This is a genomic window from Dawidia soli (assembly GCF_018598185.1).
In the GTDB taxonomy this organism is placed as follows: domain Bacteria; phylum Bacteroidota; class Bacteroidia; order Cytophagales; family Cyclobacteriaceae; genus Ohtaekwangia; species Ohtaekwangia soli.
In genome coordinates this window covers 135,983-152,462 of record NZ_JAHESC010000004.1, presented here as the reverse complement: position 1 = coordinate 152,462, position 16,480 = coordinate 135,983, and the positions used below count along the sequence as shown (strand labels likewise).

The following is a 16,480-nucleotide window of genomic DNA, read 5'->3' as shown; positions in this document are numbered from 1 at the left end:
GTAAGGTGGTGGAAATTGTGACGCGAAGAAAATATATAAAGAAGTCACGGATAGCCAATATCCGTGGCTTTTTTCAGTGTATAATTAGTGTAGATAATTTTAAAAAGAATAACGAGGGGTTAAGCAGCTATGGGCCGTCGTCCATTGGTCCCATATTCGACATCCTGTAATTACCGTTTATTTACTCGCTTGCCAACGACAGGCGCCAGAATCTGAATCGCCCCCGGCAGCACATCAATCTTAAACTCCGTATTGTGCCCACTCGGCTCGCCATCCACATGATAGGCCACGGGTTTCGACGTACGAATAACCAGCGACGCAGCCTCCTGCACCTCGCAGAACGAAGTCCTACCAACATCCCCGGCGAACATATTATAGATAAAATCCACGCGGTATACGGGCACCTTCTTCATGGTATTAACGTGCAGTAACCCATCCGTCACAGACGCGCGTGGCGCGATGCGCGCATTGTTACCATATTGAGAAGAATTAGCGATAGCAATAATAAAAGCCTTAACCGTACTTTTTTGCGCACCGATGGTGATCTCCGCCTCAAACTCCCGAAAAGCAAAGAACTCCTGCATCGTCAGCTTCGCATACCCCGCCAATCCGCGTTTGCTCGTGCCGCCAAAGAGATTGGCAATATGACCGTCGAAGCCGATGCCCGATACATTCAGGGAGAGCTTGCCGTTGACGGTAAAAGCATCCATCGGCACGATGGTGCTCTGGAAAAGGGCCTTCGCGGCATCGGCTACGCCTAACGGTATGCCCAGGTGGCGGGAGAGGCCGTTGCCGGAGCCGCGGGGGATCAGGCCCATGGGGATGTTGGCCTTCAGGGCGCCGCGGGCTACCTCGTTGATGGTGCCATCGCCGCCTACGGCCACGACGAAGTCAAAACCTTGTTGGGGAGCCTGCTCGGCCAGCTCCACGGCATGACCGGCGGCGCGGGTGAACTCGATGGTACATTCGGCATCGGCCTGCTCGCAGGCGTCGATGATACGCCCTTCCACCGCGGGCTGGTAGCCCGTGCCGGCGTACTTGTTGACGATGAAGAGTACCTTCTTTCCTGGAGTGTTCACGGCGCAGCAGGGTAGGACCGTTGCCTGCATTCCCGGTGACGGGAACGAGCGGGATTTATTTTTTGCTGACCTTGTCCTGGATGTACTTGACAGCCTGTCCATAGGTCTGGAGCTTCTCGGCGTCGTCGTCCGGAATGCGGATGTCGAACGATTGCTCGAACTCCATCACGATCTCGGCATAGTCCAGGGAGTCGATGCCCAGGTCTTTTACAAAGTTTGCTTCGGGGGTGATCTCCGACTCTGCAATGCCGAGTTTTTCCGTCAATATCTTGGTGACCTTCTGGGGGATATCTTGCATAGCGCGTTCCAAATGTTTCGTAAATGTATTAAATACGAATTTTGCCTACAAATCTTTATGGGAGCCCCCCAGGGGGCCGGCATGGCGGGTCAGAAACGCATAAAGAACTCGGTGCCCTGGCCCACGGTCGATTTTACACTTAACGTGCCCTGGTGCTGGCGCATGATCTGGCGGGACAGGCTGAGGCCGATGCCCGAGCCGGTCTTCTTCGTGGTAAAGAACGGTATGAAGATCTTCTCCAACGCCTCCGGGTCTATGCCCGTGCCGTTGTCTTTGATGGCGATGACGGCCCTGGACTTTTCGTTGAGGTACGCGCGCAGGGTGATCGTCTTATGCTCCTGGTCTTCAAAGGCCTGGATGGCATTCTTCAGCAGGTTGATGGCCACCTGCTCGATCATGTTCTTGTCGGCGGTAATGGTAAGGTCGTCGGGGTAGACGGAAATGCTCAGCTGGATGCCACGCTCGCTCAGCTCCTTGCGGTGGAGCATGGTGAGCTCTTCCAGCATGTTGTGGACTTCGATCTGCGAAGGGCGCGGCTTGGGTATGGACGTCAGGCTGCGAAATTCTTTTACGAAGTGGATCAGGCCTTCGCTGCGCTTGCTGATGGTCTGCAGGGAGAGGTGAATGTCGCTGAGCTGATCTTTGGAGAGTGCCGCGGGGTTCTCGTCGTCTTCTTTGATATACGGCTTCAGCTCTTCCTCTACAACACCGGCCAGGGACGAGATCGGCGTGACCGAGTTCATGATCTCGTGTGTCAGCACCCGCACCAGGTTTTGCCAGGCCTCCATTTCCTTTTCTTCCAGTTCGCTCTGGATGTTCTGGAGGGAGATGAGCTTGACGTTCTCGCCGCGCAGGGTCAGCTCGATGGCGTAAATGGAAAGCTGTACGATCTCTTCGCCGATCTTGAGGCGGGTCAGCTCGCGGCCGCCGGTCTTGAGGCGGGTAAAGACATTGACCAGCACTTCGCTGACGCTGTTGAGGTCGCGCAGGTGCGTAATGCGGTTTACGCGCAGCAGCTTGCGGGCGGCGCTGTTGAAGATCTCCACGGTGCCGTCTTCGCGGAACACCATCAGGCCGATGCCGACGTGCATCACGATGTTCTTAAAGAAGAGGAACTCCGAGTCCTTTTCGCGGCGGGCGCTGCGCATGCGCAGCATCGCTTCGTTCAGCTCCTGGTGCAGGCGCCGTACGTCGGGGTCGGTGCTGGTGGTCTTGAATGAGTAGGAGAGGTCGTCGAACTGGATAGAGTCGAAGAACGACGCCATGCTCGTACGCGTGCGATCGAGGTATTCTACCAGCAGCTTGATCTGCAGCAGGCTCAGCCCGATAAACACTACGGCGTACAGCCAGTTGGTGTCGTTGAGTATAAATACACAACTCAGGAAGAGCGAGGCCGCCAGAAAGGCTACCCGGGGAATTACCGCCGATCGCCAGTTAAATTCCATACTTCTCCATTCTGCGGTATAGCGAGGCGCGCGTCAGCCCCAGCTCGTCTGCCGCTTTGGAAATGTTTCCATTGTGCATGTTGAGGGCCTTTACAATCGCCGTCTTTTCCACCTCGTCCAGGTTGAGGGTATTGTTAGACGGACCGGAAGACAGCGCCCGGCTCAGCAGGAAGTCACTGTCTTGTAAACTGGTCAGGTCGGTCATGATCACGGCCCGCTCGATGGCGTGCTGCAGCTCGCGGATATTCCCCGGCCACGCATAGCGCTTGAGTTTGTCGAGAGCTTCGGGGGCGATGGTGTTCACGAGCTTGTGATATTTCTTGGCGTAATAGTTCAAATAGTGTTGGGCCAGCATCGGGATGTCTTCCACGCGCTCGGCCAGCGGCGGCACTTGCACCTCTACGGTGTTGATGCGGTACAGCAGGTCCTGCCGGAACGTGCCTTCCTGCACCATCTTGTGCAGCGGCATGTTGGTGGCGCAGATCAACCGGATGTCTACGGGTATCGCCTGGTTGGCCCCCACGCGCGTTACCTGCCGCGACTGCAGCGCGCTGAGCAGCTTGCTTTGCAACGCCATGCTGAGGTTACCGATCTCGTCCAGGAACAGCGTCCCCCCGTTGGCCAGCTCAAAGCGGCCGGGGCGGTCTTCGCGGGCGTCGGTAAAGGCGCCCTTTTTATGTCCGAACAGCTCACTTTCGAATAGCGTCTCCGTGATCGCGCCCATGTCTACGGACACAAAGCTGTTGTCTTTGCGCAGGGAGCGTTGGTGGATGGCGCGGGCGATCAGCTCCTTGCCCGTACCGTTCTCGCCCAGGATGAGCACGTTGGCGTCGGTCTTGGCCACCTTGTCGATGAGCTGGAACACGTCCTGTATGGCCTTGCTCTGGCCGATGATCTCCGCGAAGGGGCGGCTGATCTGCTCTTCCAGCATCTCCTTGGCTTTCTTCAGCTTGTCTACTTCCTTATAAGACTGTTTCAGGCGGATGGCCGTCGAGATCGTGGCAATGAGCTTTTCATTCTGCCACGGCTTCAGGATGAAGTCGGTGGCGCCGGCTTTCAGCGCGCGTACCGCCATCTCCACATCGCCAAAAGCAGTGATCATGATCACCACCGACGCGGGGTCGTGCGCCAGGATCTGCTCGAGCCAGTAAAAACCTTCCTTACCGCTGGTAATGTCCTTGCTGAAGTTCATGTCCAGCAGAATGACATCATACGTATCGTTGTTGAGCAGAAAAGGGATCTTCTTCGGGTTCTTTTCGATGATCACATGATGCCCCTGCTTTTTGAGCAACATCTTCGCCGCCAGGAGTACATCTTCATCGTCATCGATCATTAAAATTTTGCCGCCTTCAGAATTCACGTGAGTAAGGATGATTTAGGTGTGGATAATGCTTGCAGGAAAATCTATGCCAGTAACAAAAACGGTCATTCAGGCCCGTTTACGCTGGTACAGGTGTCCTGCTCTGCACAAATATGTTCAAAAATGAACAGTTAAAAAAGCCGTTCCGGGCACTCCGATCGGAATTGAACGTCCTGTAACAGACCGGCCTCTGCAACGCTGGAACACGCTGCAGAGGCCGGATAAAGCGGCGGACGCCGGTTCGGTTAGTCCTGCTCTTCCAATGTAAATGCGTACGTGCCGTTTTCGTGCGTCCTTCCGAACTGCGTTTGCGACATATTATTTTCGGGAACGAACACCGTCATTTCGTAGGTTTTGTTGGGTGATATGGTGTAGATATTGCCTTTGGCGTCTGCGAAGACGTGAAATGTTTCTGCGGTCTCTTCCAGGAGCGCAACGGTTCCACGCAGCGTTCTGACATTACCGGCCGTGTCGAGCACGCGGATCTTTCCGTTTCCGGTATCGGCAATATAAAGCTTGCCGTCGGCCGCCATGAACAGTCCTGTTACGTTGCTGAAACGCGCCTCCGACACCTTGCCATCGACGTTGCCGGCCTGAGCACTGCCGGCGAGCGTGGTCACGACACCGCCGGGCGTGATTTTCCGGATGTATGAACCGTCTGCCACGTACAGGTTATCGGCTTTGTCGATCGCCAGCGCCGAGACCTGGGTGAATTGCGCGGCGGCGCCCGTGCCGTCTACGTGCCCGGTAGCAGTGGAACCGGCAAACGTGCTGATGCTGCCGGTATCGTTCTTGCGGATAAACGTCTTCCCGGATTCAACTGTATACATGATTCCTTTGCTGTCGATCTCTACATCGATGATAGTATTGAAGTCTGCGGTTCCATAGCCTTCGACATACAGGGCATGCTCGAAGTCGCTTGCGGTGGAGATCAGCTCATTGCGGATGTTCGCGCTGCCCGGGATTGAATATCGCTGTGCAAAAAATACGTCCTGGTTAGGCGCCGTGGCCATGCCGATGTTGGGGATCATCTTATACATCCCTTCGCTTTGATCCGGAATGGTCAGCGGCCGGCTTTGCCGGAGAAGTTTTGCGGCCGGATAGCTGCCATTATTCGGATCATCGACCACGCCGGCGAATTCAATGATGTTGAACCGGTCGAAAAACAGCGGATCCCAGGCGATCACCGTGCTGTCTGTGAAGCGGGTGAGGGATGCGCCGATGCTTTGCGGAAAGGAGAACCGTACATACCGCGGTGTATACTCGAACATCGGCCCCTGGATCTTTTCCGTGCCTTCCTGCAGCTCGATCCGCCCGGAGCCTACCGCGAATGGTACCTGTAGGGTAACGTCTACTACCGTGCCCGATTGCGAGCCTGGCACCACCGTGGCGGGAACATTCTTGCCATTGATATAAAGGGTGTGGAACAAGCGGTTGTCAATGATCACGTCCTGGTATCCGTCGATGGTAACGGTAATATAGTCGTTCGCACCGCCGTAGACCGTCTCGGTCGTTACAAACGAGACCTGGCCGGGTACCGGGTTGTTATCGTCTTTGTCATTCTCATCTTCCGAGCATGCGATCAACACAAAGGCCAGCCATGCTGCATAGAAGGTAATCTTCAGATAGTGTTTCATAAGGGTTTTGAATTGTTGCAAAGCTAACGCACCCGCAGCAGGCAGTGCGGACAAAAAGGGAGGGTAATCTTACGTGAATGCGATACCGTTCGGATTCGGTCGCCGCAGACGGTGGGTGCGAACCCGATCAGGGCTTTTGCAGCGGATGAACTTCCAGGATCTTGCCGTCGATGATGTACATGCGTTCATCGCTCTGGAGAACAAAATCCTGGGGCACCAGGCCTTCGGCGTAGTAGTATTTGGCACCGAACAGGTTGAACAGCTGACGCCGGCCGTGGGTGTCGAAATACACCTCTTCGCCCAGGAAGTTAAAATACCGGATGCCCGGTGCTGCCAGTGTGCGCAGGTGTTTGCCCATGCTGCTGTACATGTGCAGCGCTTTGCCGTACTCGAGCAGGAAAAGGAAGCCCTGATATTCGCGCATATAGGTGATCGCTTCGCGTTTGTCGGCGGCAACGCCGGCTACAGGTGTTTCTACCGATACGATGCCTTTCTGTGTGTCGATCTTCTTCAGGCTCCAGTCGGCGGCGTCCAGTATCCATACGTTGTAGTCGCCGGAGGCGCAGACCAGCCAGGGGTCCCCGGCGAAGGCCGCATCGATGGGGTTCAGGATGCCCGCTTCGAACGCGGGGTTGAGGTATGTATACTGCTGGCCGGCGCGGTAATACGCAAACAGGCGCGCGCCGTCGCGCGGGTCAAAGAGTGTGGGCGGTGTAGTGGCCTGTGCGCTGGCACGCAGGTTGCCGTCCTTGTCGTAACGCAGCAGCCGGCCGCTGTGGAGCTGCACGTAAAGCTCGCCGGGGCGGTCGATGAACGCGGCCGTGACGCTGTCCGGTAACGTTACTGCTACCAGCTTAGGGTTCTGCGCCAGGAGGGAAGTGCTCACCAGCAGCAGCATGATAGGAAGTGTCGAAAGGCGCATTATTTTCACGATCATCAGGTCCGGACAAACCTACGCAAAAATAGACTGCGACGTGCGCCGGGGTATATAGAATTGTACAATTCAGCGGAAAATTTATAGTGCATCTTATACACAAAGGACAGATCCGGCAATAACCCCAGGTTTCTTACATGACTTCAACCTTTTTCCCGGAGTACTATTAAAGGAAAGTGCGTTATTTTGAAGTACGCTAACTTCACACAATCATGCGAAAAATTCTGACCCTATCGTTCGTGCTGGCAGCCGGTATAAAAGGCTTTGGCCAGTTCGACATCAAAAAAGACGTCCTGCTCAAGGACAAGCAACCGTATGCACAGATCACGGGCACATCCAAATTTATGGAGCCCGCCCGGCTGACGGTAAGCTCTCTTAACGGCGACTCGCTGTTTACCATCAGGACCTGGAAATACCCGAACGCCAACCCGAAGTTCAGGAACCTGTTCGGATATACCGTGCGGTTCATCGGCAGCGGTAAGTCCATCGTTCGTTTGCACGACGAGGCCTATCCGCCCACGCGCAAAGACAAGATCTATAACCTGGTAACAAAAGGCTTTACGCAAGACCTGGTGGTGAACAATGCCGTCGATCCCGCGGCAGAAGCAGCGTTCCTCAAGCTCGACGGCGCGGCCACTATCGAGAAGGCTGCTGAATATGAGAAGAGCATGGCCGAATACCTCAAGGCGTATTACCCGGTCCCCCGCACGACGGAAGCAAAAGTAACGCTGAAGAATGTAAAGGAAGTCAAAGAGAAAGACGGCTCGATCACCCGTACGCAGGACGCGTATCAAAGCGATGTATACCTGGTGACGATCGTCACACGCCTGACAGGCGAGGCGGTCTATACATTGCAGCGTAAGAATGACAAACCGTTCACATACGGCGACGAGAAATTGGAAGAAACACCTGTAGCGGTGGGGTTGGTAGCGTCATCGGTGTTCAGCTACCCGGTGGGGAACAGTTTTCCGGTAACGATCCATTCAAACCTGGCGGTGAAAGATTTTGAGATCAAGGTGGCTGTGCCGAATAAGGCGGAGCTGGAGATCGCGCAGTATTTGGTGGATAATAAACTGCTATAGTAGGTGGTCGGCGATAAGGCTCCGATAAAATCGGAGCCTTATTCGTTAAGAAGCTAATGCTCGTAATCTTTTGGGAACGTCTTCAGCACCACCGCCTCCCCGTCATACACCCCATACGTATTGAAGTTCACCCACTCGCCGATATTGATATACCGCGCGTGCTCGCCGATCGGAAGGTCGAGCGGCAGGTGCCGGTGGCCGAAGATATAGAAGTCGTGGTGTACTTTCTGTTCCACCTCCGTGCAATATACCCACAGGTATTCGTTCTCTGCTTTTTCAAAGCGGTCTTCCTGCTTTTTGATATTGCTGATGCGGCTCTTGCGCGACCAGTAGTTGGCAATGCCGATGCCGAAGTTGGGGTGGATGCGGGCAAACAACCATTGGCATATGCGGCTGTTGAAGAACTTCTTGATGAATTTATAGGTATGGTCGCCGGGGCCGAGGCCATCGCCGTGGCCGATCATCAGCCGTTGCGTGCCGACCGTCAGTACCTGCGGGGCGCGGTAGATGGGGATGCCGAGCTCTTCGGTAAAATAATCGAACATCCACATGTCGTGGTTGCCGGTGAAGAAGATGATGGGGATGCCGGCGTCGCGCAGCTCGGCCAGCTTGCCTTGCAGGCGGATGAAGCCCTTGGGGATGGCGTGGCGGTACTCGAACCAGAAGTCGAAGATGTCGCCGAGCAGGTAGATGCTGTGGGCCTCGTCCTTGATCGAGTCCAGCCAGCGGACGATGCGCCGCTCGCGCTGCAGGCTATCTTCCCGGGTGGGCACACCCAGGTGAAAGTCGGAGGCGAAGAAGATCTTCTTGTGGTGGAGCGACGAAATGTTCTCGGGCATCTGTTGGAATAGGGGGATACTTTCCGCTACAATAAATAAAAAACTCAGGACCTGTCGATCCTGAGTTCAAAAATAAGCGGATTATTTTAGTTTCTTGTTTATGCTGTGTTACGCCAGCGGCGCGGTGCGCAGCTCATCGGGCTTGTCGCCTTCCAGTGTCGGGGTAGGGTCTACGCCCGGTTGCTGGTTTTCCTGAGCCTGTTTCTCATACTTACCCTGGCCGTTGGTGAACTGCTGGTACGTCGTCAGCTTTTCAAACGGTCGCTTGCCGATCAGTCTTTCCAGGTCGGCCTGGAAGAGGATCTCTTTTTCCAGCAGCTCCTTCGCGATCACATCCAGGTGATTGCGGTGCTGGTTCAGCAGGGCTTTTGTACGCTCGTACGCTCCGTCGATGATGCTTTTTACTTCCTGGTCGATCTTCTCCGAAGTAGCTTCCGAGTATGGCTTCTGGAAGGAATAGTCGTTGGCTTTCGAGTCGTAGAACGACATGTTACCGATCTCTTTGTTCATCCCGTAAATGGTCACGATGCTGTAGGCCATTTTGGTGATGCGCTCCAGGTCGCTCAGGGCGCCCGTGGAGATCTTGCCGAATACAATATCTTCTGCGGCACGACCACCGAAGGCCATGCACATTTCATCCATCATCTGCTCGGTCTGGTACAGGAACTGCTCTTTGGGCAGGTACTGCGCATAGCCCAGCGCGGCAACCCCGCGCGGTACGATGCTGACCTTCACCAGCGGATCGGCATGCTCGAGGAACCAGCCTGCCACCGCGTGGCCCGCTTCGTGGAACGCCACGATCTTTTTCTCTTCCGGCGAAATGATCTTGTTCTTCTTTTCGAGGCCACCGATCACGCGGTCAATGGCGTCCTGGAAGTCTTGCATGTCGACGGCTTTCTTATCGCGACGCGCGGCGATGAGCGCCGCTTCGTTACACACGTTGGCGATCTCCGCGCCGGCAAAGCCCGGGGTCTGTGCTGAGAGTTTTTTCGGATCGACCGTAGGATCCAGTTTGATCGGCTTGAGGTGTACTTTAAAGATCGCCTCGCGGCCTACGATATCGGGTTTGTCGATGCTGATCTGGCGGTCGAAACGACCCGGACGCAACAGCGCAGAGTCGAGCACGTCGGGACGGTTGGTGGCCGCCAGGATGATCACACCCGAGTCGGTAGCAAAACCATCCATCTCCACCAGCAGCGAGTTGAGGGTATTCTCACGCTCGTCGTTGGCACCGGGCAGCTGGCCGCGGCCGCGTGAACGACCGATGGCGTCGATCTCATCGATGAATACGATACACGGTGCTTTTTCTTTTGCCTGCTTGAACAGGTCGCGTACACGGGCCGCACCGACACCCACGAACATTTCTACGAAGTCGGAACCCGACAGCGAGAAGAAGGGCACACCGGCTTCGCCGGCGACGGCTTTCGCGAGCAAGGTCTTGCCGGTACCCGGAGGGCCTACCAGCAACGCGCCTTTGGGAATTTTACCACCCAGCTTGGTGAACTTGCTGGGCGTCTTCAGGAAGTCGACGATTTCTTTTACTTCTTCTTTGGCTTCGTCCAGGCCGGCGACGTCCGAGAAGGTGATCTTTACTTTGTTTTCGGCGTCGAACAGCGCAGCCTTCGACTTGCCGATGTTAAAGATCTGACCCCCGGGGCCGGCACCGCCTGTCATGCGGCGCATCAGCATCCAGAAACCGAAGAGGAGGAGGAACAACAGTCCCCACTGGAAGAGCTGGCCTACATAGTCGCCACGTTCGTCCGACTTGTACTCCGGTTTGGCGCTGTCCGGTAATTTATCTTTGAAGGCGCGGAACTCCTGGTCGAAGTTGCCCGCATCTACAATTTGAATGACAAAATGAGGTCCCGACGAGTTTGAGCCGCCGATGGGATTTTCATTCAGCATGCTTTTGTATTTCGCGTTTTCCAACGCGTCCGACGTCAGCGTTACTTCTACGAATTTTTTATTTACCAGAACGACTCTTTTAACGTCGCCCGCTTTCACCATCTGTTTGAGCCCGTCAAGGTCGATCTCCTTCAGACCATTCGTGGAGTTGAAGTACATTACCCCGAAGATGACGGCGATCGTCGCCAGGATCACCCAGATCTGGTAATTGCCACGCGGTGGTTTAGTAGGTAACAGCGGTTTATTCTCTTTTTGTTTGTCGGCCATTTCTATTTACGATCAGTTTTTTTCAAAATATCTACTCAATAACGTGGCGCAGGACATTTAGTTCTTTAGTCCTCGATTTCCGTAATGTCGGCATCGCCCCATAAGCGCTCCAGGGCATAGAAGTCGCGCCGGTCCTTGCGGAAGACGTGGGCTACCACATCAATATAGTCGAGTAGCATCCACTCTTTATTGTTTTTTCCTTCGACGTGCCAGGGATTTTCCTTCAGAGCTTTGAAGACTTCTTCATCAATGGAGTCAGCAATGGCATCTATCTGTTTATCGGAGTTACCGGAACAAACGATGAAGAAATCTGCGACTGCATTCTTTACTTTGCGGAGGTCCATCACGACGATGTCTACCGCCTTTTTTTCCTGCATGCCTTTTACGATCACCTCACTCAGCTTTTCCGCACTGGCCCCCTTCCGTTTTTTTGCCATTAAACTATCTTCGTTTTTGGATTAACCCTCAAAACTAAACAAAATACCTTGTATAAAATCCCTGCCAATACGCTTTTCATCGGCAAGAACCTTGTTTTTATGCCGGAATGTCACTCTACCAACACGCACGCCCTGCAACTCTGCCAGGAGCCGTCAACCCCGGAAGGTACACTGGTGATCACGGATAACCAAACCGCCGGCCGCGGTCAGATGGGTAATAGCTGGGAGGCACATGCGGGGCAGAACCTTACCTTTTCGTTCATTCTGAAACCTGCGTTTTTACGCCCCCACGAGCAATATTCCCTCAATATGGCAATTTCGCTGGGTTTATACGATTTCCTATCTGCTTTTCTGCAACAACCGGTCCACATCAAATGGCCCAACGATCTGCTGGCCGACGACCGTAAAGTGTGCGGGATTCTCATCGAAAACAGCATTCAGGGCTCCACACTTGCCCATGCTGTCGTAGGCATTGGGTTAAACGTAAACCAGGCCAACTTCAGTTCCCCCCGGGCCGGGTCGTTGCGTACCGTAAGCGGCCAGGCATATGCCCTGCAGGATGTTCTGGATACACTCCTGGTCGCACTCGAACAACGGTACCTGGCGCTGCGCCAGGGCAAAACGGCGCAACTCAAAAAAGATTATGAACGGGCGCTTTTTGGTTTGGACGAAGTGCGGCCGTTCAAAGCTGGGGGCGAGGAGTTTGAGGGAACCGTGAAAGGGATCGACGAGGCGGGAAGATTGTTGCTGGAGACGGCTGCAGGGATGCGGGCGTTTGCGCTGAAGGAGATTGAGTTTGTCTATTGATGGAATGGTTAGTGAATGAAAGTGGTGCCATGCGCGCGACGTTAGCGAAGACGAAGACTCTGGCGCCGGTGTTAAACACCGAGCGAAGCGGAGGTGTGTCACCGGTGCCGCGTATGGTGGCGGTCTCCTGACCGCCTTCCACACCCAGGCCCCATACCCAGCACCTTGAACTCAATTAATTCCCGTAAGTTTGCGGGCCTATGAACGTATTCCAGGAATCCCGCCGCATCGTCATCACCTGCAACAAGCGCCTGTCGCCCTATCTCGAAAAGGAAGTGCGCGACCTTGGCTACGAACCCGAGCGGGTCTTTCAAACCGGCCTGGAGCTAATAGGCACCGTACGCGATTGTATCCGCCTGAACCTGAATCTGCGTTGCGCCAGCCAAGTGCACTATTCCTTGAAAGAGTTTCGTGTCGACAGCCCGCAAGAGCTGTACGATGCCGTCTTTAAATTCCCCTGGGAAGACATCATGACACCCGACGGTTATTTCACCGTCACCAGCAACGTCGATCACTTCACCATCAATACACCGCTCTTTGCCAACGTCAAGGTAAAAGACGCCATCGTCGATCGCTTCCGGCGCAACACCGCGCGTCGCCCCAACTCCGGACCAGACCTCGACAAGACCGTGGTGCACCTGTACTGGAAGGACGACCGCGGCGAGCTCTTTGCCGATACCTCGGGGTATACGCTGGCCAAACACGGCTATCGCAAGGTGCCCGGCAAGGCGCCTATGCTCGAAGCGCTGGCGGCGGCGACGTTGCTGGCCGGCAAGTGGGATCGTCAGTCGCCGTTCGTAAACCCCATGTGTGGCTCGGGCACCCTCGCCATCGAGGCGGCCTTGTTAGCGACCGATCGTCGACCGGGTCTGTACCGCGACAACTATGCGTTCATGCATTTGCTGGGGTATGACGAAAAATACTATCGCGAAGAGCGCGAACAGCTCGACGCGCGTGTGCACGATGTGCCGGGCCTGCAGATCATCGCCAGCGACATCAGCGACGACGCCGTAAATGTAGCGCAGTCCAATGCCGGCCTGGCCGGTGTCGCCAACCTCATCCGCTTCGAGCGCGGTGACTTCGCGAAAACGACCGTACCGCAAGAGCAGCCCGGCGTAGTATACTTCAACCCCGAGTACGGCGAGCGATTGGGGGAGGTACAGGCGCTGGAAGAAACGTATGCCCGTGTCGGCGACTTTCTCAAGCAGCAGTGCAAGGGCTATACAGGCTACATCTTTACCGGCAACCTGGACCTGGCCAAAAAGATCGGCCTGCGCGCCAGCCGCCGCATCGAGTTCTACACCGCCAAGCTCGACTGCCGGTTGCTGGAATACGAGCTGTATGCAGGCACCAAGCAAAAAAAGAGTGAACGTGAGAGCGAGCGCGAGGGAGAAATGAGAAACCCGGAAAACTGAGTGACCCGATAGCGATCCGGGGTGAAAGCTTAACAAATTCTTTCCGCTTATCCCGGGTGGTTTTTTTATTTTGCCGGCCCCGTTTACCTTACGGGTCTTAACAAACACGTCGGTATGATCTCCGTGCGCAACCTTTCTTACCAGTATGACGGTACGTCCCGGGCCATACAATTCCAGGATTTTTCCATCCCCCAGGGCGAGCACGGTCTGCTGCTGGGCGAATCGGGCAGCGGCAAGACCACGCTGCTGCATATCATCGGCGGCCTGCTGCGCCAGTATCACGGCACGGTCTCCATCCAGGACACGGCGCTGAGCGCGTTGTCGGAGGCAGCCCTCGATAACTTTCGTGGTCGCCAGATCGGTTTCATCTTCCAGCGTAATCACCTCATCAGCGCGTTGACCGTAGAAAAGAACCTGGCGCTTTCGCCCTACCTGGCGGGCCTGCCCATCGACGCCGCGCGCATCGACCAGGTGCTGGCGAGCCTGGGGCTGCAAGAGAAAAAGAAAAGCCGCATAAGCGAGCTCAGCCACGGCCAGGCCCAGCGGGTAGCCATCGCGCGGGCGGTGCTGAACAAGCCCTCCATCATCCTGGCCGACGAGCCCACGTCGGCACTGGACGATAAGAACTGCGAGCGCGTCATCTCGCTGCTCACCGACGTTGCCCGCCAGAACGGCGCCACGCTTTTAGTCGCCACACACGACCAGCGCCTCAAAGACCGCATCAGCAACCGCATAGACCTTACCACAGCTCCGTAACCCGCGATCCCACACCCATGAGCTTATTGACACTTGTCTGGAATTACCTCAAAGCCCGGCCGCTGAACACCGCCATCAATATCCTGTTGCTGTCGCTGGGCATTGCCGTCATCACCATCCTGCTGCTCTTCAGCCAGCAGCTGGAAAAGAAGATCACCGAGAACGCCAAGGGCATCGACCTGGTCGTCGGTGCGAAGGGCAGTCCGCTACAGATCATTCTCTGCAACATCTTTCACATCGACTTCCCGACCGGCAACATCAAGCTCTTCGAAGCCGAGCGTATTGCCAAAAACCGCCTTGTAAAGAAAGCGATACCGCTCGCCCTGGGCGACAGCTATAACACCTACCGCATCATCGGAACCAACCGTGCCTATGCCGAGCTGTACCACGGCGAGCTGGCCGCCGGCGCATGGTGGAACGAAGACCTGCAGGTAACGCTGGGCGCTAAGGTTGCCGAGCTCACCAGGCTGAAGCTGGGTGACCACTTTGCCAGCGCGCACGGGTTATCCGAAGGCGGCCACGCACACGAGGAGCATCAATATGTAGTGGTGGGCATCCTCAAACCATCCAACAGCGTGCTGGACAATGTGATCCTGACCAACATCGAGAGCGTGTGGAAAGTACACGAAGAGCATGGCGAAGAGGAAGAAGACGGGCATGAAACGCATGGCGAAGAAGAGCATGCACACGGCACGACGTTTATACCGTCGCCGCTTATCCCCACCGTGGCAAAGGGCGACTCGACAAAAGAGATCACGGCCATGCTGTTGCAGTATCGTTCGCCGATGGGCGCGATCCAGCTGCCACGCATCGTCAATGCGCAAAGCAGCTTGCAGGCAGCCTCTCCCGCCTTCGAGACGGCGCGTCTGTTCTCGATCCTCGGGGTAGGGGTGGACATCCTCATGGGCTTTGCGTATGTGCTGATCATCATCTCGGGCCTCAGTATTTTTATAGCATTATACAACTCGCTCAAAGAGCGACGTTACGACCTGGCCATTATGCGCTCGATGGGAGCCACACGCACCAAAGTGTTTATCTCCATTCTCCTGGAAGGAGGTTTCCTGACGCTGGCGGGCAGCGTGCTGGGGCTGCTGGCGGGGCACGGAGCGGTCATGTTGCTGGCCGGCATGGCCGAGCAAGCGCAGCGCACGGGCATCAGCGGCTGGGTGTTTTATCCGCAGGAGTGGATCATTCTGGTCGGAAGTTTGTTGTTGGGGTTGGTGTGTGCCATGATCCCGGCGATACAGGCCTATCGTACCGATATATCGAAGGTATTGGCGGGGCACTAGGGATGAATGTTCAATCGAAAAATGTAAATTCAGAGATATGAAAAAGTGGAGTATGTTCGGTGTACTGTTGCTGCTGGCGGGCAGCGTCCTGGCGCAGGCGAAATTTGATGCCTGGCATGAATTCGCAAAAACGAAATTCGAGCCTAAATACAACGAAAAGCTGGGCGAATACATTTTCTTCCCGAACTTTCCTGCCGAGCTTAAGGCCCTGGCAGGAAAGGAAATTACGGTAGAGGGGTATTATGTTCCCTTTGCGCCGGAAGACAGCCAGTACATCATCCTGTCCAAGTATCCGCAGAGCCAGTGTTTCTTCTGTGGAGGCGGCGGGCCCGAGTCGGTGGTGGAGGTGAACTTCACCAAATCGCCGTCACGGTTCCAGGTAGACGATGTGATCACCGTCAAGGGCAAGCTGGTGCTGAACCCCGACGACATGGACCATGTCAACTTTATCTTAAAAGAGGCCGTCGTGGTGAATAAATAGACGTGACGTTATTTTCAAATCAACCCCTATATATACTATGAAAAGAAGAGCAACAGCCGTTTGGAATGGCTCCGGAAAAGAGGGCAATGGCCACCTGTCCACGCAGAGCACTGTGTTGAACAAGACACAATACTCGTTTAACTCCCGCTTTGCGGAAGGCGTCGGCACCAACCCCGAAGAACTGGTGGCCGCGGCACACGCCGGCTGCTTCACCATGAAACTGAGCTTTGTGTTGGGCGAAGCAGGCTTTACGCCCGAAGAGCTCACCACCGAGTGTGTCATCACCTTCGAGAACGGCTCTATTACCGAGTCGCACCTCGTGCTGAAAGCCAAGGTGCCCGGCATCAGCAAAGAGAAATTCGACGCCGCTGCCGCGGATGCCAAAGCGAACTGCCCCATTTCGCAACTGCTGAAGACCAACATCACCCTCGAGGCCTCACTGGCATAAC

The 16,480-nt window shown here is 55.4% G+C and carries 16 protein-coding genes; 7 read left to right on the top strand and 9 right to left on the bottom strand.

Annotated features, from left to right (window positions below):
- Positions 1 to 170: 170 nt before the first annotated feature.
- From KK078_RS04310 to KK078_RS04285, 6 genes are all read right to left on the bottom strand, one after another.
- Positions 171 to 1,079, bottom strand: coding sequence for a diacylglycerol/lipid kinase family protein (locus KK078_RS04310; RefSeq protein WP_254089017.1), 909 nt, complete (start codon positions 1,077 to 1,079; stop codon positions 171 to 173).
- A gap of 55 nt (positions 1,080 to 1,134) precedes the next feature.
- Entirely contained in the window at positions 1,135 to 1,377 is a 243-nt protein-coding gene (locus KK078_RS04305; RefSeq protein ID WP_254089016.1) for an acyl carrier protein, read from the bottom strand.
- A gap of 89 nt (positions 1,378 to 1,466) precedes the next feature.
- Positions 1,467 to 2,822 (bottom strand): sensor histidine kinase, encoded by a 1,356-nt coding sequence (locus KK078_RS04300; protein ID WP_254089015.1) that lies wholly within the window; start codon positions 2,820 to 2,822, stop codon positions 1,467 to 1,469.
- Positions 2,812 to 4,155, bottom strand: coding sequence for a sigma-54-dependent transcriptional regulator (locus KK078_RS04295; RefSeq protein ID WP_254089014.1), 1,344 nt, complete (start codon positions 4,153 to 4,155; stop codon positions 2,812 to 2,814). Before KK078_RS04295 ends, KK078_RS04300 begins: the two co-directional genes overlap by 11 nt.
- A gap of 272 nt (positions 4,156 to 4,427) precedes the next feature.
- Positions 4,428 to 5,819: an NHL repeat-containing protein gene (locus KK078_RS04290; RefSeq protein ID WP_254089013.1), complete on the bottom strand. Its 1,392-nt coding sequence runs from the start codon at positions 5,817 to 5,819 to the stop codon at positions 4,428 to 4,430.
- A 127-nt stretch (positions 5,820 to 5,946) separates the two neighbouring features.
- Entirely contained in the window at positions 5,947 to 6,756 is an 810-nt protein-coding gene (locus KK078_RS04285) for a hypothetical protein (RefSeq protein ID WP_254089012.1), read from the bottom strand.
- Between the two features lie 209 nt (positions 6,757 to 6,965).
- Here KK078_RS04285 and KK078_RS04280 point away from each other — a divergent pair, with 209 nt between their 5' ends.
- Positions 6,966 to 7,835 carry a hypothetical protein gene (locus KK078_RS04280; protein WP_254089011.1) on the top strand — a complete coding sequence of 290 codons (870 nt, stop codon included), beginning with the start codon at positions 6,966 to 6,968 and terminating at the stop codon, positions 7,833 to 7,835.
- Between the two features lie 53 nt (positions 7,836 to 7,888).
- Here the strand turns inward: KK078_RS04280 and KK078_RS04275 are convergent, their stop codons facing one another.
- From KK078_RS04275 to rsfS, 3 genes are all read right to left on the bottom strand, one after another.
- Entirely contained in the window at positions 7,889 to 8,674 is a 786-nt protein-coding gene (locus tag KK078_RS04275; RefSeq protein ID WP_254089010.1) for a UDP-2,3-diacylglucosamine diphosphatase, read from the bottom strand.
- Between the two features lie 108 nt (positions 8,675 to 8,782).
- The gene (gene ftsH / locus KK078_RS04270; protein ID WP_254089009.1) at positions 8,783 to 10,846 is read right to left on the bottom strand and encodes an ATP-dependent zinc metalloprotease FtsH; all 2,064 of its coding nucleotides are present in this window, start codon (positions 10,844 to 10,846) and stop codon (positions 8,783 to 8,785) included.
- 65 nt (positions 10,847 to 10,911) lie between these two features.
- Positions 10,912 to 11,283: a ribosome silencing factor gene (gene rsfS, locus KK078_RS04265; protein WP_254089008.1), complete on the bottom strand. Its 372-nt coding sequence runs from the start codon at positions 11,281 to 11,283 to the stop codon at positions 10,912 to 10,914.
- 48 nt (positions 11,284 to 11,331) lie between these two features.
- Between rsfS and KK078_RS04260 the strand changes: the two genes are divergently transcribed.
- The 6 genes from KK078_RS04260 (at position 11,332) to KK078_RS04235 (ending at position 16,479) form a co-directional block, all read left to right on the top strand.
- Entirely contained in the window at positions 11,332 to 12,090 is a 759-nt protein-coding gene (locus KK078_RS04260) for a biotin--[acetyl-CoA-carboxylase] ligase (protein ID WP_254089007.1), read from the top strand.
- A gap of 200 nt (positions 12,091 to 12,290) precedes the next feature.
- Positions 12,291 to 13,505: a THUMP domain-containing class I SAM-dependent RNA methyltransferase gene (locus KK078_RS04255; RefSeq protein WP_254089006.1), complete on the top strand. Its 1,215-nt coding sequence runs from the start codon at positions 12,291 to 12,293 to the stop codon at positions 13,503 to 13,505.
- 114 nt (positions 13,506 to 13,619) lie between these two features.
- Positions 13,620 to 14,261: an ABC transporter ATP-binding protein gene (locus tag KK078_RS04250; protein ID WP_254089005.1), complete on the top strand. Its 642-nt coding sequence runs from the start codon at positions 13,620 to 13,622 to the stop codon at positions 14,259 to 14,261.
- Positions 14,262 to 14,278: 17 nt separating this feature from the next.
- Positions 14,279 to 15,550, top strand: coding sequence for an ABC transporter permease (locus KK078_RS04245; protein ID WP_254089004.1), 1,272 nt, complete (start codon positions 14,279 to 14,281; stop codon positions 15,548 to 15,550).
- Positions 15,551 to 15,587: 37 nt separating this feature from the next.
- Positions 15,588 to 16,031 (top strand): hypothetical protein, encoded by a 444-nt coding sequence (locus KK078_RS04240; protein WP_254089003.1) that lies wholly within the window; start codon positions 15,588 to 15,590, stop codon positions 16,029 to 16,031.
- Between the two features lie 37 nt (positions 16,032 to 16,068).
- Positions 16,069 to 16,479 carry an OsmC family protein gene (locus KK078_RS04235; protein ID WP_254089002.1) on the top strand — a complete coding sequence of 137 codons (411 nt, stop codon included), beginning with the start codon at positions 16,069 to 16,071 and terminating at the stop codon, positions 16,477 to 16,479.
- Position 16,480 lies beyond the last annotated feature (1 nt).